At 31.1% G+C, this 24978-nt stretch carries 22 protein-coding genes and 2 tRNA genes; 19 read left to right on the top strand and 5 right to left on the bottom strand.

The window, feature by feature from the left end:
- Position 1: 1 nt before the first annotated feature.
- The 5 genes from gldK to H0I30_RS08085 all read left to right on the top strand — a co-directional run bounded on the left by gldK (position 2) and on the right by H0I30_RS08085 (position 5666).
- Positions 2–1381 (top strand): gliding motility lipoprotein GldK, encoded by a 1380-nt coding sequence (gldK, locus tag H0I30_RS08105; RefSeq protein WP_218771365.1) that lies wholly within the window; start codon positions 2–4, stop codon positions 1379–1381.
- Positions 1382–1427: 46 nt separating this feature from the next.
- Positions 1428–2078, top strand: coding sequence for a gliding motility protein GldL (gene gldL, locus H0I30_RS08100; protein ID WP_218771364.1), 651 nt, complete (start codon positions 1428–1430; stop codon positions 2076–2078).
- A gap of 48 nt (positions 2079–2126) precedes the next feature.
- Positions 2127–3656 (top strand): gliding motility protein GldM, encoded by a 1530-nt coding sequence (gene gldM / locus H0I30_RS08095; RefSeq protein ID WP_218771363.1) that lies wholly within the window; start codon positions 2127–2129, stop codon positions 3654–3656.
- 18 nt (positions 3657–3674) lie between these two features.
- Complete coding sequence (gene gldN, locus H0I30_RS08090; protein WP_218771362.1) at positions 3675–4538, top strand: gliding motility protein GldN; 864 nt, start codon at positions 3675–3677, stop codon at positions 4536–4538.
- A 78-nt stretch (positions 4539–4616) separates the two neighbouring features.
- Positions 4617–5666: an NAD(P)/FAD-dependent oxidoreductase gene (locus tag H0I30_RS08085; RefSeq protein WP_370624086.1), complete on the top strand. Its 1050-nt coding sequence runs from the start codon at positions 4617–4619 to the stop codon at positions 5664–5666.
- On the opposite strand, the gene H0I30_RS08080 is transcribed toward H0I30_RS08085, so the two are convergent.
- A complete protein-coding gene (locus H0I30_RS08080; protein ID WP_218771361.1) occupies positions 5667–6062 on the bottom strand; it encodes a DUF983 domain-containing protein in 396 nt (131 codons plus the stop codon).
- A 41-nt stretch (positions 6063–6103) separates the two neighbouring features.
- Between H0I30_RS08080 and H0I30_RS08075 the strand changes: the two genes are divergently transcribed.
- The 3 genes from H0I30_RS08075 (at position 6104) to H0I30_RS08065 (ending at position 10017) form a co-directional block, all read left to right on the top strand.
- Positions 6104–8020: an ABC-F family ATP-binding cassette domain-containing protein gene (locus H0I30_RS08075; protein ID WP_218771360.1), complete on the top strand. Its 1917-nt coding sequence runs from the start codon at positions 6104–6106 to the stop codon at positions 8018–8020.
- 255 nt (positions 8021–8275) lie between these two features.
- Positions 8276–9223, top strand: a complete 948-nt coding sequence (locus tag H0I30_RS08070; protein WP_218773499.1) for a 1-aminocyclopropane-1-carboxylate deaminase/D-cysteine desulfhydrase — start codon at positions 8276–8278, stop codon at positions 9221–9223.
- The gene (locus H0I30_RS08065; protein ID WP_218771359.1) at positions 9223–10017 is read left to right on the top strand and encodes a glucosaminidase domain-containing protein; all 795 of its coding nucleotides are present in this window, start codon (positions 9223–9225) and stop codon (positions 10015–10017) included. Before H0I30_RS08070 ends, H0I30_RS08065 begins: the two co-directional genes overlap by 1 nt.
- Positions 10018–10093: 76 nt before the next feature.
- Here the strand turns inward: H0I30_RS08065 and H0I30_RS08060 are convergent, their stop codons facing one another.
- Complete coding sequence (locus H0I30_RS08060; protein WP_218771358.1) at positions 10094–11218, bottom strand: vWA domain-containing protein; 1125 nt, start codon at positions 11216–11218, stop codon at positions 10094–10096.
- Positions 11219–11475: 257 nt separating this feature from the next.
- Here H0I30_RS08060 and H0I30_RS08055 point away from each other — a divergent pair, with 257 nt between their 5' ends.
- The 3 genes from H0I30_RS08055 to H0I30_RS08045 are packed head-to-tail and all read left to right on the top strand — an operon-like array spanning position 11476 to position 14918.
- Positions 11476–13662, top strand: coding sequence for a histidine kinase (locus H0I30_RS08055; RefSeq protein WP_218771357.1), 2187 nt, complete (start codon positions 11476–11478; stop codon positions 13660–13662).
- A gap of 2 nt (positions 13663–13664) precedes the next feature.
- Positions 13665–14396, top strand: coding sequence for a LytTR family DNA-binding domain-containing protein (locus H0I30_RS08050; protein ID WP_218771356.1), 732 nt, complete (start codon positions 13665–13667; stop codon positions 14394–14396).
- A 6-nt stretch (positions 14397–14402) separates the two neighbouring features.
- Positions 14403–14918, top strand: coding sequence for a gamma carbonic anhydrase family protein (locus H0I30_RS08045; protein WP_218771355.1), 516 nt, complete (start codon positions 14403–14405; stop codon positions 14916–14918).
- Between the two features lie 175 nt (positions 14919–15093).
- Here the strand turns inward: H0I30_RS08045 and H0I30_RS08040 are convergent, their stop codons facing one another.
- Complete coding sequence (locus H0I30_RS08040) at positions 15094–15561, bottom strand: hypothetical protein (RefSeq protein ID WP_218771354.1); 468 nt, start codon at positions 15559–15561, stop codon at positions 15094–15096.
- A 100-nt stretch (positions 15562–15661) separates the two neighbouring features.
- Between H0I30_RS08040 and H0I30_RS08035 the strand changes: the two genes are divergently transcribed.
- Positions 15662–16639 (top strand): endonuclease/exonuclease/phosphatase family protein, encoded by a 978-nt coding sequence (locus H0I30_RS08035; RefSeq protein ID WP_218771353.1) that lies wholly within the window; start codon positions 15662–15664, stop codon positions 16637–16639.
- An 82-nt stretch (positions 16640–16721) separates the two neighbouring features.
- On the opposite strand, the gene H0I30_RS08030 is transcribed toward H0I30_RS08035, so the two are convergent.
- Both H0I30_RS08030 and H0I30_RS08025 read right to left on the bottom strand, forming a co-directional pair.
- A tRNA-Phe gene (locus H0I30_RS08030) sits at positions 16722–16794 on the bottom strand.
- 58 nt (positions 16795–16852) lie between these two features.
- Positions 16853–16925 (bottom strand) — tRNA-Phe (locus H0I30_RS08025).
- 110 nt (positions 16926–17035) lie between these two features.
- Here H0I30_RS08025 and H0I30_RS08020 point away from each other — a divergent pair.
- From H0I30_RS08020 to H0I30_RS07990, 7 genes are all read left to right on the top strand, one after another.
- On the top strand, positions 17036–17767 hold the full coding sequence (locus H0I30_RS08020) for a type III pantothenate kinase (RefSeq protein WP_218771352.1): 732 nt from the start codon (positions 17036–17038) through the stop codon (positions 17765–17767).
- Positions 17760–19016, top strand: coding sequence for a hypothetical protein (locus H0I30_RS08015; RefSeq protein WP_218771351.1), 1257 nt, complete (start codon positions 17760–17762; stop codon positions 19014–19016). Before H0I30_RS08020 ends, H0I30_RS08015 begins: the two co-directional genes overlap by 8 nt.
- Before the next feature lie 19 nt (positions 19017–19035).
- The gene (locus H0I30_RS08010) at positions 19036–20346 is read left to right on the top strand and encodes a hypothetical protein (RefSeq protein ID WP_218771350.1); all 1311 of its coding nucleotides are present in this window, start codon (positions 19036–19038) and stop codon (positions 20344–20346) included.
- Between the two features lie 9 nt (positions 20347–20355).
- Entirely contained in the window at positions 20356–20922 is a 567-nt protein-coding gene (lptC, locus tag H0I30_RS08005; RefSeq protein WP_218771349.1) for an LPS export ABC transporter periplasmic protein LptC, read from the top strand.
- A gap of 5 nt (positions 20923–20927) precedes the next feature.
- Complete coding sequence (locus H0I30_RS08000; protein WP_218771348.1) at positions 20928–21125, top strand: hypothetical protein; 198 nt, start codon at positions 20928–20930, stop codon at positions 21123–21125.
- On the top strand, positions 21125–22417 hold the full coding sequence (locus H0I30_RS07995) for a hemolysin family protein (protein WP_218771347.1): 1293 nt from the start codon (positions 21125–21127) through the stop codon (positions 22415–22417). Before H0I30_RS08000 ends, H0I30_RS07995 begins: the two co-directional genes overlap by 1 nt.
- A 110-nt stretch (positions 22418–22527) precedes the next feature.
- Positions 22528–24648, top strand: coding sequence for a peptidylprolyl isomerase (locus H0I30_RS07990; protein ID WP_218771346.1), 2121 nt, complete (start codon positions 22528–22530; stop codon positions 24646–24648).
- Positions 24649–24978: the final 330 nt, after the last annotated feature.

Raw genomic sequence — 24978 nt, 5'->3', positions numbered from 1 at the left:
TATGAAAAAAATAGTAATATTTGCATTGTTAGTATCTCTGATTTACGCTTGTGGTTCAAGTGGAGACAGAGGAGAGTTAGTGGGAGAGAAGTCGAAAAGAAAATGGTTTGCAGAAAAACCTTTCGGAATGGCTAAGATCCCTGGAGGTTCTTTTACGATGGGTAAGCAAGATGAAGACCCGTTAGGAGCTATGAATGCACCAACTAAAACAGTTACAGTGCAGCCTTTTTATATGGATGAGTCTGAAATTACTAATAGTGAATACAAGCAATTTGTGTTTTGGGTAAGAGATTCTATCACAAGAACAAAGTTAGCGTACCAAGCTGAATTTGCATCAGGAGGAGACATAGACCCAGCTAACGCAGGTAAAAATGCAGAAGGGATTCAATTATATGCATTTGCTTCTGCGGATACCATTAACGAATCACCATATGCAAAATATATGCGTGAAAACTATTATGAATTAGGAGAAGGAATGGATTCTTTAAAGCCATTAAATTGGCAAGAAGAACTTATATGGGAACAGCAAGAATATCCTGATGTTGATTATGTAGAAGTGATGGATTCTTTATACCTTAAAAAAGATGAAGCTTTAAACGGAATAAGAACATTTAACACAAAACTATTAAACTATAGATATTACTGGTTCGATAACGAACAAGCTGCTAAAACAGGTAAAAATAGAAAAGACTTCATGAAAGATGAAGTTATTAATGTATACCCGGACACTACAGTGTGGATTAAAGATTTTAATTATTCATACAACGATCCAATGCACCAAGAATATTTTGCACACAAAGCTTATGAAAATTATCCTGTAGTTGGTGTAACTTGGAACCAAGCAAAAGCATTTTGTCACTGGAGAACACAAACAAAAAATAACTTTCAGCGTTCTAGAAAGAAATTAGGATTAGTTCCTTCTTTTAGATTACCAACTGAAGCAGAATGGGAATATGCTGCTCGTGGTGGATTAAACTATGGTAAATACCCTTGGGGTGGGCCAAGTACAACAAGTGATAGAGGTTGTTTTTTAGCTAACTTTAAACCCGTTAGAGGAGATTATGCTGCAGATGGAGCTTTATATACTGTAGAAGCTGTTTCTTTTAATCCGAATGAATATGGATTGTATAATATGGCTGGTAATGTTGCCGAATGGACAAACACAGCATATAATCAAATGTCTTACTACATGGGATCAACAATGAACCCTAATGTAGAGATTAAAGAAAATCGAAGAAAAATTATTCGTGGCGGTTCTTGGAAAGATGTGGCATATTTTTTAGAAGTAAGTTCTCGTGATTGGGAATATGCTGATACTGCTAGAAGTTATATCGGTTTTAGAACTGTACAAGATTATTTAGGTACAAATAAGAGCAAGTAATCAAACAACAATAAATATAATAATCCCCAAAAAAAATCAAAAAATTATGTCACAATCAAAATCAACTAAGAAAATTTTTAACATGGTCTACGGTCTGGGAGCAGCTGTAGTAATTATAGGAGCTTTATGTAAAATTCAGCACTTTTCATTTGGTCCAATTACAGGAGGTATGATTCTTACCTTAGGTCTTGTTGTAGAAGCATTAGTTTTTGCTATTTCTGCATTTGAGCCTGTTGAAGACGAATTAGATTGGACAAAAGTTTATCCAGAATTATCAGATGGACAATCTTTAGGTAAGAAAGGTAAAGAGTCTTCTCCTGAAGAAGCACAAAGTATGTTGTCTCAAAAATTAGATGGTATTTTAAAAGAAGCAAAATTAGATGCAACTTTAATTTCTAGTTTGGGAGATAGTATTAAAAACTTCCAAGGAGCAGCAGAAGGATTAACAGCTACTTCTAAAACAGTATCTTCTACGAATCAATATAATGAGCAAATGTCTATGGCAGCTGCAAAATTAGAATCTTTAAACGGGTTGTATACTACACAGGTAGAAAATGCAGGTAAACAAGCTGATTTAAATTCTGCTTTAGTTGAAAATTCTCAACGTTTACAAGAACAAATGCAATCATTAGCAACTAACTTATCTTCTTTAAACGGAGTATATGGTGGAATGTTAACTGCAATGTCAACTAAATAATTAATTAGTTTATCTAATTTTTTTATTAACTAAACAAACTAATTAAAGATGGCAGGAGGAAAACAGTCACCAAGGCAAAGGATGGTAAACTTAATGTACCTTGTATTTATTGCAATGTTAGCAATGAACATGAGTAAAGAAGTTCTATCAGCATTTGGATTAATGAATGAGAAATTATCGGAATCTAATATTAGAGCAACCGAGAAAAATAAAGCATCGTACGATCTTTTAGCACTTAAAGCAGCTGAACAAGCAAAGCAATATGGTGAAGCTAAAGAGAAAACAGATAAGCTTAGAGCTATGGCTGATGAGTTTTTTGTCTATATAGGAGATTTGAAAACTCAAATGACTACAGAGATAGAGGATAAGAAAGCTTATGAATCTATGGATAAGTCTGGTTTCTTAGATCAATACTTTTTCGCAGGTGGAAAAATCACCGCAAAAGGAAAAGAATTTGTAGATAAAATGAATCAGTTTAGAGAGCAATCTTTAGTTGTTTTAGGTGAGTCTGAATTATCTAGCGTAGTTGCAGCTCGTTTTAAAACTGAGGATGTAAAAACTCAAGGAGTAACAAAAAATTGGTTAAAGTATAACTATGAAGGTTTTCCTTTAATAGCATCATTAACCAAATTAACACAGATTCAGGCAGATATTAAAACTACTGAAGCGGATGCTTTAACAGCATTGTTACAAGGTGAGTTAGAAAGTGCAGTATCAATGACTAACTATGATGCCATGGTTATTTTTGATAAAAACGCTTACTACCCTGGTGAAAAATTATCTGGTAGAATTGTTTTAGGAAAAAATGATCCTAACTTAACGGCAGAAAAAGTTATCGTTAACGGTGAAGAAATGCCAGCTGATAAAATTCAAGCAGGTCAAGTTATCTTAGATGGGCCAGCAGGTTCTGTAGGTGATAAGGAATTAAAAGGAGAGTTTCAGTTTATGGAAAACGATTCTTTAGTAACCATTCCTATTTTAGGAGGTTATTCAGTAATTCCTAAACCAAATGAAGCAGTTGTTTCTGCTGATAAAATGAATGTTGTGTACCGTGGGTTATCTAATCCATTAACAATATCAGTACCAGGAGTTTCAGGAAATAAAGTTTCTGCATCTGCACCAGGTTTAAGAAGAGTTAAAGGAGATAAATATGTAATGAATCCAGGTAAAGGAACAGAAGTAACTATAAGGGTTTCTGCAACATTACCAGGAGGAGGAAAAATAAGTACTCCTAAGAAATATAGAATTAAAGATATACCACCAGCAGTTGGTATGGTAAGAGGTCAGTATGGTACAGTAAAAATGCCTAAAGCAAGTGTTGCTAGAATTAGCGTTGCAGCTGGTTTGCCAGATTTCTTATTCGATTTAAAATTAAATGTATCTAGTTTTAAAATTAAAGTTCCAGGGCAGTTAGCTATTGCAGTTAACGGTAGAACTTTAACAGCAAGAGCAAAACAAGCGCTTAACAAAGCTAGAAGAAATGATGTAATTACTATTTACGATATTAAAGCATCAGTTTCAGGTTCTAACTACAAGATTAAGAAAGTATTACCTGTAAGTATTGAGATTACTAATTAATAAGTAAAAATTTAAAGTATGAATTGGAAGCGTTTTTATATGGTTTTATTTGCCCTTGCAATAACAAGTTTTGCGAGTGCACAAGCTAACCTCTTAAATTCTCAAAAGGTTGAAGAGATTGGATTTAAATCTGAAGCCCAAATAGCTTCAGAAGATGATAAACCACTTCCTTATGGCTATATAAGCGATAGAGATGTGTTATGGTCTAAAGTGGTGTGGGAATATGTAGATTTAAATCAAAAAATTAATTTACCTTATTATTACCCAATTGATACTACAAGTGCTGGTTTAACGAGACGTTCATTATTTGACACTTTATTAAAAGGTATTAGTAATGGCGAAATTACTGAAGTATACAGTGATTCTTACTTTACAACCAAAATAGCAATGGAGGATATTGATAAAGTTACTTCTAACCAACGTGATGATGGTTATGGTAATGTTGATACTTATTCAATACAATCAGCTGATATTAAAGGATATTTAATTAAAGGTCTTTGGTATTTCGATAAACGTGGAGGAGAATTAAAGTATCGTATGCTTGCATTAGCTCCTATGGGACCAGATGTACAAGTATTAGGTGTTGAAGAGATTGATGATAAAGAAAATGTGTATGAATTATTCTGGGTGTTTTTTCCAGATGCTAGAGAAACATTACATGATTCTAAAGTTTTCAATCCAAAAAACTCAGCACATCCATTATCGTATGACAACTTGTTAAACGCTAGAAGATTTACTTCTACAATAATGAAAGAAGAGAATATTTACGGAGACAGATCTATTAAAGATTATGTTAGAGGTAATTCTTTATTTCAATTATTAGAAGCGGATAGAGTTAAAGAAAGTATTCGTGACCGTGAAATGGATATGTGGAATTACTAATTTCATACTTCTTATAAAATTTAAAAAGAGCTTGCATTGCAAGCTCTTTTTTGTGGTAATAAATAGTATTTTTGAAGTATGAATATTGATGTAGATTATATTATTGTAGGTTTAGGCTTGGCAGGAATCGCTTTTGCAGAAGAATTACAGAAAGCTAATAAATCATTTGTGATTTTTGAAGATAATTCGCAAACTTCTTCTTTAGTAGCTGGTGGAGTATATAATCCTGTTATATTAAAACGTTTTAATGCAGCTTGGAACGCTCATAATATGATACAAACGGCTTTACCATTCTATAAAGATTTAGAGCATAAGTTAAAAGTAAAATTAGATTACAAATTCGCGATTAAAAAAGCTTTCTCTAGTATTGGAGATGAGAATAATTGGTTTGCAGCTATGGATAAACCAACGCTATCACATTATATGAACCCAACAGTTAAGAAAGATAAAATAGAAGGTGTTGTAGGTGATTTTGGTTTTGGAGAATTAACAGGAACAGGGAGAATAGACACAGAAACACTCGTTAATTCATATAGAGATTATATAAAAAAATCAAATAGATTGATTGAGCAGTCCTTTGAATATAATCAGTTAGATACGTCAAAAGGAAAGGTTCAATATCAGCATATCAATGCAAATAAAATTGTTTTTTGTGAGGGATTTGGAATAAAAAAGAACCCGTTTTTTAATTACTTACCGTTAAGTGAGGTAAAAGGAGAATCGATAGTAATACATGCACCAACCTTAAAAATTGATTTTTTGTTAAAATCAGGTTTCTTTGTAATGCCAATAGGCAATGATAGCTATAAAGTTGGCGCTACTTTTAATTGGACAGATAAAACATGTGATCCGACAGCAGAAGCTAGGCATGAATTAGAAGAAAAATTAAAGAAAATAATTACAGTGCCTTATACCATAAAAGATCATACAGCAGGAATTAGACCAACTGTAAGTGATAGAAGACCAATGATAGGTGTTCATCCAAAACATAACCAATTAGTTGTTTTAAATGGTTTGGGAACACGAGGTGTTATGATTGGTCCAACAATCGCTAAGAACTTATTTAATCATTTAGAAAGCTCAGAAGAGTTAGATAAAGAAACAGATATTAAAAGATTTGTTGATTAATTACCTTTCAGACTGTAATTCTTTTGCTTTTTTATTGTAACTAATAAACATATTTATCCAAATAATTCTAGATAAACGTAATGTAAAAGGTATCAATAATAAAGAAACTATAATGATAGAGATAAAGCTTTGCAGTATTGTTAGCCCAAAAATCATTTTAGAAATAATAAAAACAGCTACAAATAAGGCAACTGATAAGCCGTAGTTTACATACATGGCACCAAAGAAAAAAGAAGGTTCCATCATATATTTTAAATTGCAACTCGGGCAGTTATCATGCAATTGTGTTATTTTTTTAGGGTTAATTGTAATGTTATACTTAAAGAACTCCCCTTCGTTACAACGTGGACATTTACCTTTTAAAACACTGTATAACTTTGTTCCTTTTCTAATCATAATTTAAGTAGCTTTGCGCTTTTCAAATTTACGCAAATAATATGTTAAACGTACACAATTTATCAGTCTCTTTTATGGGAACTGATTTGTTTTCAGGAATTACTTTTAAATTAAATAAAGGTGATAGAATCGGATTGATTGGTAAGAATGGAGCCGGAAAATCTACACTTTTAAAAGTACTTTCTAAAGACATAGAAACCAGTGGTGGTACGATGGCTTTTGATAAAGATATTCGAATGGGGTTTTTACGTCAGGATATTGATTTTGTAGAAGGAAGAACCATTTTAGAAGAAGCATACCAAGCGTTTGAAGAAATTAAAGAAATTGAGTTAAAGTTAGATGATATTAACAATCAGCTAGCTACAAGAACCGATTATGAAAGTGAAGAGTATAGTCAGCTAATTATCGATTTAACGGATCTTACAGAGCGATATGAGCTTTTAGGAGGATATAATTATCAAGGAGATACCGAGAAAATTTTACAAGGTTTAGGTTTTCAGCGTGAAGATTTTGATAAGTTAACCAATACTTTTTCTGGTGGATGGAGAATGCGTATAGAATTGGCAAAATTGTTATTGCAAGATAATGATATTCTGCTTTTAGATGAGCCAACAAATCATTTAGATATCGAATCAATTATTTGGTTAGAGAACTTTTTAAAATCATATTCTGGCGCTATTGTATTGGTTTCGCATGATAAGATGTTTTTAGATAATGTAACCAACCGTACGATCGAAATTTCTTTAGGTCAGATTTATGACTATAAAAAACCCTATTCTGAATTTTTGGTTTTAAGAGCTGAAATTAAAGAAAAACAATTACAAGCGCAGAAAAATCAAGAGAAAGAAATTAAGCAAAAACAACACTTAATCAATAAGTTTAAAGCAAAAGCAAGTAAAGCTTCGATGGCACAATCGCTAATGAAGCAGTTAGATAAAGTAGAACTTATTGAGGTTGATGGAGATGATAATGCGGCAATGAATGTGCGTTTTAATATTTCTAAAGAACCAGGTAAAATTATTGTTGAAGCTGATGGTTTAAGTAAAAGTTACGGAGATAAGCATGTTTTAGAGGATGTAGATTTAATGATTGAGCGTAACAGTAAAATTGCTTTTGTTGGTCAAAACGGACAAGGGAAATCTACTTTAGCAAAAATGATGGTTGGTGAAATTCCGTTTATAGGAAATCTAAAACTAGGACATAATGTAGAAATAGGATATTTCGCACAAAACCAATCAGAAGAATTACCGCCGGAGAAAACAGTTTTAGAAATCATGGAAGATGCTGCTTCGGATACAAACCGAATGCGTGTTAGAGATATGTTAGGGTCGTTTTTATTCGGTGGAGATGCTGTAGACAAAAAAGCAAAAGTATTATCGGGTGGAGAACGTAACCGTTTAGCTTTATGTAAATTATTATTATCACCTTTTAACGTGTTAATAATGGATGAGCCAACAAACCACTTAGATATCGCCTCTAAAACAGTATTAAAAACAGCTTTAAAAAACTTTGACGGAACTTTAATTGTAGTTTCTCACGATAGAGATTTCTTACAAGGATTAACATCAACTGTTTACGGATTTAAAGACAAGGTTATTAAAGAGTATTTAGGAGATATTGATTATTTCTTAGATCAGCATAAAATGGAAAACCTTAGAGAAGCTGAAAAAAGAACAGTTGTTAAAGTTGAAAAACCAACAGCCAAAAAAGAAGCACAAGAGTTATCTAGAGAGCAAGAAAAAGAGTTAAAAAAATTGAAGAATAAACTTTCTAAAACAGAAAGAGATATTGCTGATTTAGAAAAAGATATTGAAAAAATAGATTTAGAATTAGCAAATAATTATGATGAAGTTTCTGCTCGTCCTAATTTCTTTGAGAAATATAAAGCAAAAAAAGCAAGTTTAGAAAAATTAATGACTGATTGGGAAAAAATAGAAGAACAGATTTCTGATTTTTAGCAGTTTATTCATTTTTTATTCTAATAGTAACAGCGGTTTTGTTTTTTAAACAAAACCGCTGTTACTATTTAAAATTATTATAGAGCTCAAAATAACTTATTTTGTATACAGCTAAAGTAACTAATTTTTGAAAAGAGTTTAGAGATATTATTAACTATAATGTGTTTTTCTGTTGTGAAATCAACTTTAAATTAGTTGTTTATTAATAAACCTTTCTCTTATTTTTACACCATTAAAATTTATGTATTGAACGATATTAATAATCTTTTATTTAATCAGGTTTTTAAAACTGAAAATCAACAAATTTTTCTTCCTATTTTAGAAGAGAAAAAAGTGGCGTTGTTTATAAAACGAGAAGATAAAATACATCCATTTGTTTCAGGAAATAAGTTTCGTAAATTGAAATATAATATTGAGGCTGCAAAAAATCAACATAAAAAAGTGTTGTTAACTTTTGGAGGCGCTTTTTCTAATCATATTGTAGCAACGGCAATAGCCGGGAATTTATCAGGTTTTAAAACTATCGGGATAATTCGCGGAGATGAATTGGGTAAGAACCTCGAAAAAACGTTGGCAGGAAATTCAACCTTAAAAGAAGCCTATAAAAACGGAATGCATTTTAAGTTTGTTTCGAGAGAAGCATATCGAAATAAAACATCCGAAGAATTTATAAATGACTTGAAAAATGAGTTTGGTGATTTTTATTTAATTCCTGAAGGCGGAACAAATGAGCTGGCAATTAAAGGATGTGAAGAGATCTTAACAGAAGAAGATAAGAATTTCGATTATATTTGTGCTGCAATAGGAACCGGAGGAACAATTTCTGGATTGATAAATGCAGCAAAAAAGCATCAAGAAGTAATTGGTTTTCCTGCATTAAAAGGTGATTTCCTACAAAAAGAAATTGAACAATTAATAATAAATAAAGTTAATTGGAGTTTACAAACCGAATATCATTTTGGAGGTTATGGAAAATATAATACAGATTTAATTCGTTTTATAAACGAGTTTAATGAGCTAACAAAAGTTCAGTTAGATCCTATTTACACGAGTAAAATGCTGTTCGGAATTATAGAAATGATTAAAAAAAATGAGTTTCCAGAAAATAGTAAAATTGTAGCAATTCATACAGGAGGTTTACAGGGAATTACAGGATTTAATCAGAAGTTGAAAAATAAAAATCAAGCATTAATAAAAATTTAATGAAAATAAAATCAGTTTTATACATAGCAATAAGTACTCTTTTTTTAGTGAGTTGTGGTTCTAACAAAAATATGGTTACTAAAAACCGAAAAAAAGTGGTGTTGCAAGAAAGAGAAGAAGTATATCCTGTAATACCTCAGCTAGAGCAAGTAAATAAACCTTTAAAAACAAGCTCTAATCACACAGTTGCATACATTGAAAAATTTGCACCAATTGCAGTAAAGAAAATGTATGAGCACAATATTCCTGCCAGTATTACCTTAGCGCAGGGAGTTTTAGAATCGGGTAGTGGTAGAAGTGCTTTGGCAATTAGATCTAATAATCATTTTGGTATAAAATGCCATAAAGGTTGGCAAGGAAAAAGTGTAACTCATGATGATGATGAAAAAGGAGAGTGTTTTAGAAAATATAAATACCCGCAAACATCATACGAAGATCATTCGCAGTTTTTAATCACAAGAAGTCGTTATGCAAGTTTATTTAAATTAGGGCACACTAATTATAAAGGTTGGGCTTACGGATTAAGAAAAGCAGGTTATGCGACAGATAAACGGTATCCACAAAAATTAATATCGATTATTAAAAAATATAATTTAACAAAATACGACAGAATTAAGCTTAAGAATACTACTATAACCAAAAATACAATAGAAAGTGATTACCATAAAGTACAAAAAGGTGATACTTTGTATTCGATATCAAGAAGATATGATTTATCGGTAAGTGAGTTGAAAAAAATTAATGAACTAAGTACGAATGAAATTAGTATTGGGCAAAACTTATTAGTAAAATAAAAGGATTGTCTTTTATGACAAAAAAGCATCATTCTTAGCGTTTAACTAAGAATGATGCTTTTTTATTTAGTAGCGTTTACCAAGAGTATTTTTTCTTTTTAGCCTGTTTTTTTATTGCTTTAATCATTACATTTTCCAATTCGTTTTTAGTCTTGTTCTCTCGTTGTTTTTTAGCAACATATTGTTTTCTTTTTTTATCTAATAACTGAATTTCTTGTTGAATATCATTACGTTCTTTACGTTTACTATCAACATAATTTTTTATTTCTTTAGCTGATTTTTCTTGTAGGTTTTTTGGCAATTGCTTTTTCTTTAATTTACTATAATCCATTTCTTTTTCTTCAGAAGCATCAACCAAATCCCATTCGGCATTATTATATAATTTAGAACTTTTACTAACGGCACGTTTTACAACAACAACTTCATCTAAAGTTTCGGCATTAGCATCTTGTTTAGCCTGATTTGTGTATTTAGAATACCCAGCACTACCATAATGAATGTACGTTTTGTTTAATCGCTTATTTAAAATAATAATATCGTTATCGTATGGTGTTACAATGTGTACAATATTCTTTGTATGATTAATAGTCATATAATCTCCACCACCGTAAACTGCTCCGTCTTGCCACATGCCAGAAACACCTTGGTTGTAATCACCACAAAAAATAGTATTCACCGTAATGTCATTCTCTTTAGCGCTGGTAATGGCATCTTTATAATTTAATTTTCCTTGTGTAAAAGGTTCGTTTCCTGCGATAAAAATCATTTTTAAATCACGTTTATTGTTTCCCCATTCTAATTCATTTAAAGAAGTCTGAATTACTTGTCCGCAAAACTCGCTACCACCATTGGTAGTTAAAGAAAATAAATGTTCAGATATATCATCTAAATCACTTGTGAATTGTAAAACCTGACGAATATAACCTTCGCTAGAAGAAAGTTTGCTGTTGCCATATTCATACAAAGCGATTTCTAATATAGGAGTTATTCCTTCGCATTTAGCATGCGATAATTCGTTTATAATTTCCCATAACTGTGCTTTTGCTTGGTTTATTAGTCCGTCCATACTACTACTTGTATCTAGTAGTAAAGCAACTTTGGTTGTTTGTTTCTTAATGTCTTTCTTAGTATTAGTAGCATAACTTCCTATTGATATTAAAAAAGTAAAAATGAAAACTGTTTTTAAGATGTAATTTTTCATGATTTTATGTTTTAAATTGTTTATTTAATTTCAAAACAACAGGTATAAAAAATAGTAGCTTGTCGTTTTACACTGTCAAATCTACAAGCAACTTCCTTCTTAAAAAACAGCGAATGAGTATGTGGGTAAAATGAATGAGTGAAGTGGTTTTTAAAATGAGTAAAAGCAATTATTTAGTGTTTTTCTATGTTGTTATTTAAGGAGCCTCATTTTTTGAACTCAGTTTTTGTGTGTATGTTTACAGTAATATATAAAAGATGAATAGATTTTTTAAAATAGTATTTATAGGATTTTTATTTACGTTATCTTCTGTTTTTTCTCAAGAAATTAAAGAAAGCGAACAGGAGTTTATAGTAGAAGTTCAGGTGGTAGATAAAAATATGAGAGCGCAAATTAAAGATGCGAGAGTTACGATAAACGGACGTGTTTTTAAGTTTTCAAATACAAAAGGCAGGTATCTTGTAGAAGCTAAAAAGGGAAGTGAATTAGAAGTGTCACATGTTGGTTTCGAAACTGTTTATTATACAATTATAGATAATGAAGATGTTAAGGTGTTGGTGGAAGATTTTAATGAGAAGAAAAAATCAAAAAGAAATCCTTATAGTCGAAAAATAGTAGACCTATATCCGAAATATTTAGATTCTGTAAATTTTTACAAGAAAAAAGATATAGATAAAAGTTTAACAGCTGTAGAGAAAATGCTTTTAAATTCATCTTCTAAAAGCCGAAAAGCAACTACTTATAAAGAGTTGGGAGATGTTTATTTTTACTGGAAACAGTATGATTTAGCGGTAGAAAATTATAGCGTGTCTTTAAGAGAAGATAACAAAGCAAGTGTTCGGTTGTTATTAGCTAAAACACAGTTTTTAGTTAATAAATTTGATGATAGTGAAAAGAATTATCAAGAAAGTTTAGAAGGCGGATTAACCAATTACGAAAAGTTAAAAGGCTATGAAGGCTTGGGTGATGTGTTTATGGCAAAGAAAAATTATACGAAAGCTACTACTAATTATACCAAAGCCTTAAAAATTGCAAAAAACGATTATGTAACACCTAAAATAACAGATTTAAACTCGAAGTTAGCAGAAGTTTTTGCAGCACAAGGTAAAACACAAAAAGCAAATGGTTATTTTCAGAACTCTTTAAAATTAGCATCCAAAGAAAATAAAAAAAGAGCTTTAAAAGAACAGCAAAAAGTAGCTGATTTTTATAATGAATCCCGAAGGTATGATGATGAAATTCAATTACGAAAGCAAAGTTTAGTAGCCGCAGATGATATTGTTATAGAAACGGAAGAAAAAGAATCGTTGGTAGATTCTATTACCTCTCAAAAAATAAATTACAAAATAGGAAACGCTTATATTCAAAAAGAATCTTATAACGAAGCTATTCCTTTTTTAAAGAAAAGTATAAAAGACGCCAATAGTAAAGAAGATTTAATTATCGAAAAAGATGCAACGCGTAAACTATCAGAAGTGTATGCAACTGTAGGAGATTATACAAAAGCGTTAGAGAGTTATCAAGATTATGTGAAGTTGGTGGATACGTTGTATTCTAAAAAAGAACAAGAAATTCAACAAGTAAAAAGATTCGGAAAAAAAATTGCAAACAATCAAAACCGAATCCGAAGTCTAGAAAAAGATAAGCAATTAAGCGATAGTAAAATTAGCTTGGCATATAAAGATCAGCAATTAATACAAGAAAGTAATAAACAGCAAAAACTGATTATTTATTCATTAATTGGAGGTTTCTTTTTAATGAGTTTGTTGGCGTATTTTATGTTTCGAACCAATAAGCAACAAAAATTAGCGAATAATTTATTGGCATTAAAATCGATGCGATCTCAAATGAATCCGCATTTTATATTCAATGCTTTAAACTCGGTAAATAATTTTATAGCTGTGAATGATGAACGAAGTGCGAATCGTTATTTATCTGAATTTTCAGTATTAATGCGGTCAGTTTTAGAAAATTCTGATGAAGATTTTATTCCGTTAGCAAAAGAAATAGAACTGTTAGAATTGTATGTGAAATTAGAGCATAATCGATTTAAAGACAAGTTTGATTATGTAATGTTTGTTGATGAGAAAATCAAAAAAGAAAATTTTTCTATTCCGCCAATGTTATTGCAACCTTATATAGAAAACGCTATTTGGCATGGACTCCGTTATAAAAAAGAAAAAGGGAGTCTAGGAATTTCTATGCGTCAGCAAACAGCGAATACGATTTTAATAACTGTGCAAGATGACGGAGTTGGTAGAAAGAGATCGATGGAAATGAAAACAAAACATCAGCTAAAGCAAAAATCGAAAGGAATTAGTACTATTGAAAACAGAATTGCTATTTTAAATAGTATGTACAAAGATAAAATTGATGTTACAGTTTCGGATGTTTTTGAAGATGGTAGCGGAACAAAAGTCGAACTGATTTTAAAGAAAAATTAAAGATGAAGTTAAAAGCAATCATTATTGAAGATGAAGCTATTGGTAGAGATATTTTGCGGAATTATATAACAAAATATTGCCCAAATGTTCAATTGCTAGGAGAAGCGGATAATATAAAAGACGGACAAACATTAATAGAAGAACACGAATTAGATTTGGTGTTTTTAGATGTAGAAATGCCTTACGGAAACGGATTTGACTTATTAGAAAAAATAGAAAATCAAACCTTCGAAACCATTTTTGTAACTGCCTACGATCATTATGCAATAGAAGCTTTAAACAATCAAGCAACGTATTATTTATTAAAACCTATTTCGATAGATGAATTAATTAAAGCAGTAAACTTAGTTGAAGAAATTAAAACCAAAGAACAAACATTAGAAAGCACGGTTTTAACGACTAAAAGCATTGCGGATTTAAATAAGATAACGATTCCGCAACAAGATGGATTTGAGGTTGTTTCAGTTGCAGATATTCTGTTTTGCAAGGCAGATGATAATTATACCGAAATCTACTTCGAAAACACCAAAAAAGTAGTTAGTAAAACCTTAAAACACTTTGACGATCTTTTAAAAGAAAGTGGTTTTGCGCGCGTACATAAATCGTATTTGGTAAACGTAAATGAAATTGTAAAATATAAAAAAGGTAAGGGCGGAAGCGTACTTTTATCCAACGGAAAAGAAGTAATGGTATCCGCATCAAAAAAAGCAAATTTATTATCATATTTTAAATAAATACAAATGAAAATTATAAAAGGAGTAAACGGTAAATCGCCCCAAATTCCAGCTGATTGTTACATAGCAGAAAACGCCACAATTGTAGGCGATGTGCAAATGGGAAAAGAGTGTAGCGTTTGGTTTAATGCCGTAATAAGAGGCGATGTACACTACATAAAAATGGGTAATAAAGTAAATATTCAAGACGGTGCCGTAATCCATGCAACCTATCAAAAATCACCAACTACAATCGGTAACAATGTTTCCGTTGGGCACAATGCCATTGTACACGGTTGTACTATTTACGACAATGTCTTAATAGGTATGGGAAGCATTATTATGGACGATTGTATTATTGAATCTAACTCGATAATTGCAGCCGGAGCGGTGGTTTCAAAAAACACCATTGTAAAAAGCGGAAGTGTTTATGCCGGTGTGCCAGCTAAAAAAATTAAGGACGTTTCTAAAGAATTAATTTCAGGAGAAATTGATCGAATAGCTAATAATTACGTAAAATATTCAAGTTGGTTTAAGGAATAATATTTGGGCGTTACCTAAAGGTCGGGCTTTACGTTGTATCTTTTTTTCGTGCCTCAAAAAAAGGATGTCACTTCAATCCCTAACGCCAAGCCTCACAAAAATTCATAAAAAAGCTCAGTTTTGTTTCCAAAACTGAGCTTTTAATCAAAACTAACCTACTATCAATCAATCAATACTATTTTTCTTGGTTATCACTATGTTCTTCTTTTAAACCTTTTCTGTGCTTCATTTTCTTTTTAGCTTTATGCTTTTTCTTTGCGCTCATTTTTTCGAAACGTTCGTATTGTTGTTTGTTTAAAATACGTTTCATTTCGGCTTTAAAAGTAATTTGAGCATCTAAAGCATTGCTTTTCTTATTAAAACGGTCATCAGCAGATAGTTTAGCTCTTTTTTCACCACTTTCCTTCATTGCCTTTCTTTTCTGATGCATTTCTTTACGTTTTATAAATTTATCAGTTAATAAGGGAGTGATATCTCGCTGCTGAGAAGTTGTTAAATCTAGCTTTAATGTCATTTTTTTTACAGCTAACTCAGTTTGTTGTTCTACAGTTAGCATTTCTAAGTTATTTCTTTTTCCTTTTTGAGCTTGAGTTGTTAATGTAAACCCAATTGCTAAAACCAATACTGTTACTAATTTTTTCATATTTATAAAATTTAAGTTTTTTAATTATTTATACATCTATGACTATGCTTCTTTAAAAAAGTTTAAATTTGAAAGTAACTTTAACATTTCTTTAATTTTTATGAAAAATACAGTCAGATTTTTGTGGAAGCTGCTTTTATTAATGTTTGTAGGCTTTGTACTCTTTTTTTTCTGGGCATCATCACCATCAATTGATGAAAAAGAGTATAGTAAATTAATAGAAAGAGAAAACTCCCTAGTTGTAAAAAATGATTCAATATATAGTATTGTAACTTATAATGTTGGTTATTTAAGTGGAATGACAAATAATTTACCGGTAGCAAAACCAAAAGAGTTGTTTGATAAAAACCAGCAAAAGGTAGAAAGTGAACTTAAAAAAGTAAATCCGGATATTATTGCTTTTCAGGAAATTGATTATAAGGCTTCAAGATCTTATAACGTAGATCAGGAAGAAGCGTTTATGAATTTAGGATATAATTATGCCGCAAGAGGTGTAAATTGGGATGAGCGCTATGTGCCTTTTCCGTATTGGCCACCAAGTATGCACTTCGGAAAAGTAATCTCGGGTCAATCAATTATTAGTAAATATAAATTAAAAGAGTACGAGCGCATTGTTTTAGAACGTGTACCAGATAATCCTTTTTATAGAGATGCTTTGTATCTAGAAAGGTTGGCGCAAGTTGTAAAAGTTATTTTAGAAGGGAAAGAAGTGGTGTTAATAAATATCCATTTAGAGGCTTTTGACAAAGATACTAGGGTTCGTCAGTTTGAGTATATTTTGGAGCTGTTTAGTCAATATAAGGATAAATATCCAACAATATTATTAGGTGATTTTAATTCAAGCGCGAGAGATGAGAATTCAGCAGTTCAAAAAATATTTAAAATGAACGGAGTAGGAAACGCTGCTTTTAACGCTGTAGATCCTTCAAATACATTTAATAGTAAAAATCCTTTCGAGCGAATAGATTATATTTTTTATACAGAAAACTCTATTGAATATATAGGCGGAAAAGTATTGAATGATTTTGAGCAAGCCTCAGATCATTTACCCGTAGAAATGAGATTCAGATTAAAATAAAACTTAAAAACTCATTGCTAAAACAATGAGTTTTTTATGTTGTAAAAACAAAAAACCCGAACAAATGTTCGGGTTTTTTCGGTGGTGCCTCCAGGAATCGAACCAGGGACACAAGGATTTTCAGTCCTTTGCTCTACCAACTGAGCTAAGGCACCGTTGAATGCTTATTTAAGTAACAAAATAAAATTCACAATTAGATTGAGAAAATTATAGTGGTGCCTCCAGGAATCGAACCAGGGACACAAGGATTTTCAGTCCTTTGCTCTACCAACTGAGCTAAGGCACCAGTTTGCTACTTTCGTTAAGCGGATGCAAATATACAACCGTTTTTTAATTATACAAAGTATTTGTTTTAAAAAAAATGTATTGTAAATTTGAATTCTAAGAAATGTAAAGATGAATTTAATTATCGATGTTGGTAATACAAGAGTTAAAGCAGCTGTTTTTGAGTTGAATACAATCAAAGAAATTTTTGTTTTTAGCAAGGCAGAAATTGTATTTGAAGTGAAAAAAATTATTAAAAATTTTTCTATTTCAAGCTCTATTGTGTCTTCTGTGTCTAATATATCAGAAAAAACACTAAAAGAAATCACTGATTTATTAAATCCGATTTTTTTAAATTCCGATATTAAAGTTCCTTTTATAAATAAATACGAGACCCCAAAAACTTTAGGTGTTGACAGAATAGCACTCGCAGCAGCAGCTACAGGAAAATACCCGCAAAAAAACGTTTTAATTATTGATGCAGGAACCTGTATTACTTTCGATTTTATCAATAATAAAAACGAATATTTAGGAGGTGCAATTTCTTTAGGTATTACAATGAGGTATAAGGCATTACATGATTATACGGCTAAATTACCATTGCTAGGTTTAAGTGAAGTATCTAGTTTTATAGGCACAAACACAAACACATCAATACATTCGGGTGTTGTAAACGGCGTAATTAATGAAATTGAAGGCGTTATTAATCAATATCAAAAAAAGTATGGAGATTTAACAATTGTTTTAACAGGAGGAGACACATATTTCTTGGCTAAACAATTAAAAAGTGGCATATTTGCCCATCCAAATTTTGTTTTGGAAGGATTACATACCGTTTTGACATATAATTTAACGAATGATTAAGAGATTTATATTAGGAATACTTGTGCTTAGCGCAGTAACAATATCAGCACAAAGAAACAGTGCGTCACCTTATTCTTATTTTGGAATTGGAGAAAATTTTGAAGCAGTTACTGTAGAGCAAGCATCTATGGGGGGTATTGGAGTTGCTTTAAAAGATACTCACCACTTAAATTTCACGAATCCGGCTTCAAATGCAGATTTAAGAGCGGCTACATATGGTATAGGTGGAAATATGAGTTTCCTAACAATAAAAGAAGGAAATACATCACAATCTGGTAAGTCAACAAACTTACGTTATATCTCTTTAGGTTTTCCGTTAGGTAAAAAAGCAGGGGTTTCTGTTGGGTTACAACCTTTTTCTTCAGTTGGTTATTCTTTATTAAATAACCAAAACGATGAAGAGGTAACTTTGTTTAGAGGAGAAGGAGGAACAAATAAAATATATGCCAGTTTTGGAATGTATGTTTTAAAGGGGCTTTCAGTAGGTGTCGAAGCAGGATATATTTTTGGTAATCTAGATAATAGCATCATAAACCAAAGGGCTGATGTTGCTTTAGGAACAAAAAATGAAGAATCTGTAAATATTAGAGGAGGGCAATTTAAATTAGGTGCTCAATACAAAAGAGAGTTGAAAAATAATTTAAACTTTTTTACTGGAGCTTCAATAACTTTAAATAGCGATTTATCTGCAAACGGAAATGAAAGAATGTATTCTTTTTCAGGACAAGATATTCAAAGAGATGAGCTTTTTAATAGAACGGTAAGTGGAGATATAAACATTCCTGTAAAAACTGTTTTCGGAGTAGGTTTAGGAAAAGAGAACAAATGGTATGTAGGTATTAATCAGCAATATCAAAGTGCTTTAAGTAGTAATAGTTCATTAATTTCAGATGGCGGGGGCTATAAATACGATGATTCAAATAAATTATCAATAGGAGGTTATTATATTCCGAAGGTGAATTCAATATCAAGTTATTGGGATAGAGTTACTTATAGGGCTGGTTTGCGATTCGAAGATACAGGTCTGTTAGTTAAGACCACAAATGATTTTACAGCAATTAAAGACTTTGGCATAAATATTGGATTAGGATTGCCATTGCCAAGACAATTGTCTAATGTAAATATTGGATTTGAATATGGGCAAAAAGGATCATCAAGTAGTAGCTTGGTAAAAGAAGAATATTTTAATGTTAGATTAAGTTTATCATTAAATAGTCTTAAATGGTTCCAGAAAAGAGAAATAGATTAATAAAAAAAACTGATACAAGATGAAAAAAATTACGTATTTACTAACAGGATTATTTTTGTTCGTAGCCGTAAATGGTGTTAAGGCACAAGCGAGTCAAGAATGTAACATAAAGTATAACCTTTTTAAAGGAGATGCATCTACAGGGAAGTATGCTGAAGCTAAAGGGAACTTAGAATATCTATTAACAAATTGCCCAAAGCTATCAGTTAATATTTATAAATATGGAGCTAAAGTAGCAGATAAATTAAAAGACCCTGTATTAGCAAAAAAAGTATATGAGAACAGATTAATTAATTTTTCAGGAGATAGACCTGCTAAAATACATAGTGATTATGCGAAGTATTTAATAAAAAATAAATTAGCTACCGATGCTGAGGTTTTTGAAATATTAAAAAAAGCATATGATATTTCTCCTATTGATATGAGTGTAACAAATATCTTTAGATACTTTAAGGCTATTGCCGAACAAAATAAAGATACTGACCCTCAGAAAGTATTTGATACTTATGATGATGTAATGGAATCTGTAGAGGTTAAGTTAGAAGACTATAATAAAAAAATAGCAAAACTTCAGGTAAAAGACTCTTTAGGAACAGCATCAGCAAGAGAAAAAAGAAATTTAAAAGCTTTTACTATTAACTCTGGTTCTTTAGGACAGGTTGAAGGTGGTTTAGATGCTATGATTTCTAAAATAGCTACTTGTGAACGATTAATTCCTATTTATACTAGAGATTTCGAAGGTAAAAAAACAGATGGTGTTTGGTTAAAAAGAGCAGTTTCTAGAATGTATAATAAAGGTTGTCAAACAGATCCTTTATTTGAGAAGTTAGCAAATGCTTATGCTGAAACTACACAATCTTCTGATGCTTACAACTTCTTAGCTGGAGTTTTGGCTAAAAATGGAGATAGAAGTGGTGCTGTAGAAATGAAAAAGAAAGCTTTTGATTTAGAAACAGATCCTTTTGTAAAGGCAAAGTATAAATTAAGAGAAGCGCAGAATGCTAGCGGAAGTAGAGCAAGATCTTTAGCTTACGAAGCATTAAGATATAACCCAAACATGGGTAAGGCGTACTTATTTATTGCAAGTTTATATCAAAAGAGTGCAAACTCTTGTGGTAGTGATGAGTTTGAAAAGAGAATGGTGTACGTAGCGGCTTTAAATAAAGCATTAAAAGCTAAGAGAGTAGATCCAGGTTGTGGAGCCAATAGATATATTTCAAGTTATACTAAAAATGTACCATCAAAGAAATTAATATTTCAAAAAGGTATTGCTTCAGGAGCTAGCCATAAAATTGGTTGTTGGATTGGTGAAACAGTTCGTGTACCATAATAGGGTTAGATGAAATTATACTCTATAAATATACATAAAAGCATTGCTGCCATTTTTTTGGTGGCAATGCTTTTTTCTTGTGTAAATTCAAAGCAAGAAGTGCGAGATTTTTTAGCGGATAAAAATATGCCTGTAGGAACGGCAATAAATATTTATCATATAAAAAAAGACTCAGGTAAAATTACTTCAAAAACAAAAGCATCTCTTTTTTATGATTTTTCTAATAGAGAGGAGCATCCGTATAGCGAGTTCCCTAAAGGAATAAAAATTGTTTCTATTGATCAAACAGGAAAGGATTCTACTACAATCACAGGTAACTATGCTTTGTCATACAGTAAAACAGGTGTTTCTGAAATTAAAGGAAATGTGGTAATCTTAAACCATTCTGGAAACAGAAAGTTAGAAACCAATCAGTTATTTTGGGATCAAAAAGAACATTACTTTTTTACTGAAGATGGCTTTAGGTTAACAACATTAAGAGGTACTGTTAACGGTTTTGGTTTTGAGTCGAAAGAGGATTTATCTAAATATATAGCTAAAGACATTACAGGAGAAATTCAAACAAATCAAAAATAAATACAATGAATACATTTTGGAAGTATTTACAGTACGGTTACTTAGTTATTGGGGCATTGTTTTTTGTTGAAGGTGTTTTTCAATGGAGCACAAGCAAACAAGATGCGCTTATTCGATTTGGATTTGGTATCTTTATTACTTTAATTTTCTTCTTTAAACGTCATTTTAGAAGAAAAGTTGAAAAGAGAAATCAACAACGTTAATGGAATTTGAAATCATTATAATTCTTAGCTCTATACTATTTTCGGCCTTTTTTTCAGGTATGGAAATAGCCTTTGTTTCTGCCAATAAATTACATATTGAGCTAGAAAAAAAGAGAGAAGGTTTTTTACCTAAAATATTAGCGATTCTTACCCGAAAATCATCAAAGTTTATAACAACAATGTTGGTTGGTAATAATGTAGCATTGGTAATATATAGTTACTTTATGGGACAATTGTTAATGAATTGGTTTCAAACAGCATTGCCAACAGATTTTACATTTATAAACTATTTATTAGATGATTTAAACCTTTTAACACAAACAATAGTATCTACACTTATTATCTTAGTAACGGCAGAGTTTTTACCTAAAACCATATTTAGAATTTATGCAAACGAAATGTTAAAGCTTTTCGTAGTGCCGGCATATATTTTTTATTTATTATTTTACGGAATAACTTGGATTATCACCAAAATTTCAGATTTTTTCTTATTCATTTTTTTCAGAATAAGAGAAGCAGAAGCTAAAAAAGAATTTAGTAAAGAGGAATTGGGGAATTATATTTCTGAACAATTAGATGGAGGAAATGACGAAGATAAAATCGATTTAGAAATCCAAATTTTCCAGAATGCATTAGGATTTCACAAGGTAAAAGCCAGAGAAATTATGGTGCCTCGAACAGAAATTATGGCAATTGATATACACGAATCTGTCGAAAATTTAAAAGAGATGTTTATCGCAACAGGTTTATCTAAGATTTTGGTTTATAAAAATTCTTTTGACGATATTTTGGGGTATGTAAGTGCTTTCGAATTATTCAAAAATCCAGTTTCTATCAAGTCGATTTTATTACCGGTAGAATTTGTGCCAGAATCGATGATTATTAACGATGTTTTAAACAGTTTGATAAAGAAAAGAAAAAGCATTGCAATTGTTGTAGATGAATATGGCGGTACATCAGGAATTATAACTGTAGAAGATGTTGTAGAAGAATTATTTGGTGAGATTGAAGACGAACATGATAGTCAAGAGTTACTAGAAGAACAAATTAGCGACCAAGAATTTAAATTTTCAGCACGATTAGAAGTCGATTATTTAAATGAAGAATACGATTTAAATATACCTAAAGAAGAAGCTTACGAAACGTTGGGTGGTTTTATTATAAATCATACTGAAACGATACCCGAACAAGACGAAGTTTTACACATCGATAAATTCTATATTAAAATACTAAAAGTAAGCGCTACTAAAATTGATGATTTGTACTTAAAAGTCATCGATATAGAAGATTAAAACGTACTTTTCTGCATAGATTCTCAATCAAAAAAAAACAGCTTAAAAAAACATTGCTTTGTTTACTATGAAATTGTATTTTCGCTCACTGTAAATAAAATAAATAACGTATGGCAATTTTATCGAAAATTAGAGAACGTTCAATGTTCTTAATTCTTGTAATTGGTTTAGCACTTTTTGCTTTTGTATTAGACCCTTCTACAATATCAGATTTTTTTAATGCAAGTAAAGTAAATGAAATAGGTGAAGTAAACGGTGAAGCTGTTTCACGCCAAGAATTTGCAGAAGCTTTAGATGCTTATAAAGCACAAACAGGCAATAGCGTTTCTGAAATGCAAGCAGCAAAAACTGTTTGGAATAACATTATCAGACAAAAAATATACAAAACTCAGTTAGAAGAAGCAGGAATTACTGTTGGTGATGCTGATATAATGAATAGATTGTATGAAACTCCGTTTATTCAAAACGACCCAAGATTTCAAAGCGCAGGTCTTTTAGATAAAAATAAACTTAAAGAGTTCTTAGCAACTATTAAAGAAGAAAACGGAGCTGATTGGAGTAATTGGCAAAACTACATGTTTTCTTTAAAGAACGAACTTGAAAAAGCAGCATACGATAATTTAGTATCTGCAGGTTTAGGAGCTTCTTTAAAAGAAGGTGAAGCACAATATTTAACAGAAAACACAAAGGTTTCAGGTAAATATGTTTATGTACCTTATACTACAATTGCTGATGATTTAGTTGTTTTAAAACAAAGCGACATTAAAAATTATATTAGTAAATACGAAAATCAATTTCAAGTAACAGCCTCTAGAGATATTAAATTTGTAAAGTTTGATATTAAGCCTACGGCTGAAGATGAAGTAGCTGTTAAAGCAGAAGTTGCTAAGTTAATAGAAGATTCAGTAACTGGTGCTAACATAGCTGTTAAAGGATTAAAGAACACTAGTAATTATGCTGAGTTTTTATCAGAAAATGATTCTGATATCGCTTTAGACAACAATTACAAGTTTAAGGTTCAAGTACCACAAGTAATTGCTGAGCAAATTTTTAATGGTAAAGAAGGCGATGTTTTCGGACCATATAAAGACGCAAACCACTTTAAATTATCTAAAATTACAAAAGTAGTTCAATTACCAGATTCAGCTCAGGCAAGTCATATCTTAATTCCTTTTGTGGGTTCTGCAAGTGCAGATGCAACAGTAACACAAACAGAAGAAGAAGCTAAGAATACTGCAGATAGCTTATTAACAGTTTTAAAAGCTAACAAATCTAAATTTGCAGCTTTAGCAAAAGAGTTTTCTTCAGATAAAGGTTCTGCTGAAAAAGAAGGTTTCTATGATTGGTTTGGTTACAACAGAATGGTACCAGCTTTTAGAGACTTTGCTTTTGAAGGGAAAAAAGGAGATATGGGTGTTGTAAAATCTCAATTTGGTTTTCACGTAATGAAAGTTGATGGTCAGAAGAACTTTCAAACAGTTGTAAAATTAGCAACTTTTGGACGTAAGATTGAGGCATCAGAAGCTACAGAAAATACAGTTTTTCAAAATGCTGAAACTTTTTCTTTAGATTTATCAAACGGTAAAAACTTTGATGAAGTTATAAAAGAAAAGAATTTAGTATCTCAACCAGCAGTTGGTTTAAAACCTTTAGATGAAGTTGTACCAGGAATTGGTAATGAAAGACAAATTATTACTTGGTCTTTTGACACAGAGGTAAACGAAGGAACTTCTAAACGTTTTGATATTGATGGAGGATATGTAGTTGCTGTTTTAACAGGTAAAACTGAAAAAGGTTTAATGCCAGTTGAAAAAGCAATTTCAAGAGTTCGTCCTATTTTAACAAACCAAAGAAAAGCAAAATTAATTGAAGCTAAAATTAGCGGAGCTACGTTAGCAGAAATAGCTAAATCGGTAGATGTAACTGTTAAAAATGCTGCAGATGTAAACTTACAATCACCAACAATTTCGGGTGTAGGGTTTGAGCCTAAAGTAGTAGGAGCAATGTTAAACGCTAAAGAAAACACTGTAGTTAAAAACGTAGCAGGAGATAAAGGAGTATTTGCTTTTGAAGTAACATCAAAAACATTACCAACAGCTTTACCAAACTACGATTCTTACAGAAAGCGTTTAGTAAACGAAAGAAAAAACAAATCTTTTCAAATGTATGAAGCAATTAAGAAAGCTTCTAACATTGAAGATAACATGAGTTCTTTTTACGGAATTCAGTAATCAGAAAAGTTAAAATATAAAAAATCCGAACTCATTGAGTTCGGATTTTTTTTGTGCTTTATTATAAAGGTATAACTTATCTATTTCAGGAGCTCTTCTTAGCTAATAAGCCTTAATAAGCCTTAATTAGCCATCGCTTTACCCAAAGCTTCTCCAAGGTCAAAAACATAACCAGTTATTAACATAATGGCTATAAAAACGATTAAAACATACCAATAATTTATTTTTTTAGTTTTCATAACTCAATTTTTATAGTTTGTAACAATTTATTTATTGGCAATAATAATAATAATAATAAACCAAAAAAAAGCAATCTCAAACGAGATTGCT

Origin of the sequence: Tenacibaculum sp. AHE14PA (assembly GCF_019278465.1) — a bacterium.
In the GTDB taxonomy this organism is placed as follows: domain Bacteria; phylum Bacteroidota; class Bacteroidia; order Flavobacteriales; family Flavobacteriaceae; genus Polaribacter; species Polaribacter bernardetii.
Note: the sequence above shows the minus strand (reverse complement) of the source record. Positions and strands in the feature narration are given on the sequence as shown.

Coding starts and splice junctions, on each gene's coding strand:
- gldK (WP_218771365.1), top strand. CDS start 2: ATGAAAAAAATAGTAATATTTGCATTGTTAGTATCTCTGATTTACGCT.
- gldL (WP_218771364.1), top strand. CDS start 1,428: ATGTCACAATCAAAATCAACTAAGAAAATTTTTAACATGGTCTACGGT.
- gldM (WP_218771363.1), top strand. CDS start 2,127: ATGGCAGGAGGAAAACAGTCACCAAGGCAAAGGATGGTAAACTTAATG.
- gldN (WP_218771362.1), top strand. CDS start 3,675: ATGAATTGGAAGCGTTTTTATATGGTTTTATTTGCCCTTGCAATAACA.
- H0I30_RS08085 (WP_370624086.1), top strand. CDS start 4,617: ATGAATATTGATGTAGATTATATTATTGTAGGTTTAGGCTTGGCAGGA.
- H0I30_RS08080 (WP_218771361.1), bottom strand. CDS start 6,062: ATGATTAGAAAAGGAACAAAGTTATACAGTGTTTTAAAAGGTAAATGT.
- H0I30_RS08075 (WP_218771360.1), top strand. CDS start 6,104: ATGTTAAACGTACACAATTTATCAGTCTCTTTTATGGGAACTGATTTG.
- H0I30_RS08065 (WP_218771359.1), top strand. CDS start 9,223: ATGAAAATAAAATCAGTTTTATACATAGCAATAAGTACTCTTTTTTTA.
- H0I30_RS08060 (WP_218771358.1), bottom strand. CDS start 11,218: ATGAAAAATTACATCTTAAAAACAGTTTTCATTTTTACTTTTTTAATA.
- H0I30_RS08055 (WP_218771357.1), top strand. CDS start 11,476: ATGAATAGATTTTTTAAAATAGTATTTATAGGATTTTTATTTACGTTA.
- H0I30_RS08050 (WP_218771356.1), top strand. CDS start 13,665: ATGAAGTTAAAAGCAATCATTATTGAAGATGAAGCTATTGGTAGAGAT.
- H0I30_RS08045 (WP_218771355.1), top strand. CDS start 14,403: ATGAAAATTATAAAAGGAGTAAACGGTAAATCGCCCCAAATTCCAGCT.
- H0I30_RS08040 (WP_218771354.1), bottom strand. CDS start 15,561: ATGAAAAAATTAGTAACAGTATTGGTTTTAGCAATTGGGTTTACATTA.
- H0I30_RS08035 (WP_218771353.1), top strand. CDS start 15,662: ATGAAAAATACAGTCAGATTTTTGTGGAAGCTGCTTTTATTAATGTTT.
- H0I30_RS08020 (WP_218771352.1), top strand. CDS start 17,036: ATGAATTTAATTATCGATGTTGGTAATACAAGAGTTAAAGCAGCTGTT.
- H0I30_RS08015 (WP_218771351.1), top strand. CDS start 17,760: ATGATTAAGAGATTTATATTAGGAATACTTGTGCTTAGCGCAGTAACA.
- H0I30_RS08010 (WP_218771350.1), top strand. CDS start 19,036: ATGAAAAAAATTACGTATTTACTAACAGGATTATTTTTGTTCGTAGCC.
- lptC (WP_218771349.1), top strand. CDS start 20,356: ATGAAATTATACTCTATAAATATACATAAAAGCATTGCTGCCATTTTT.
- H0I30_RS08000 (WP_218771348.1), top strand. CDS start 20,928: ATGAATACATTTTGGAAGTATTTACAGTACGGTTACTTAGTTATTGGG.
- H0I30_RS07995 (WP_218771347.1), top strand. CDS start 21,125: ATGGAATTTGAAATCATTATAATTCTTAGCTCTATACTATTTTCGGCC.
- H0I30_RS07990 (WP_218771346.1), top strand. CDS start 22,528: ATGGCAATTTTATCGAAAATTAGAGAACGTTCAATGTTCTTAATTCTT.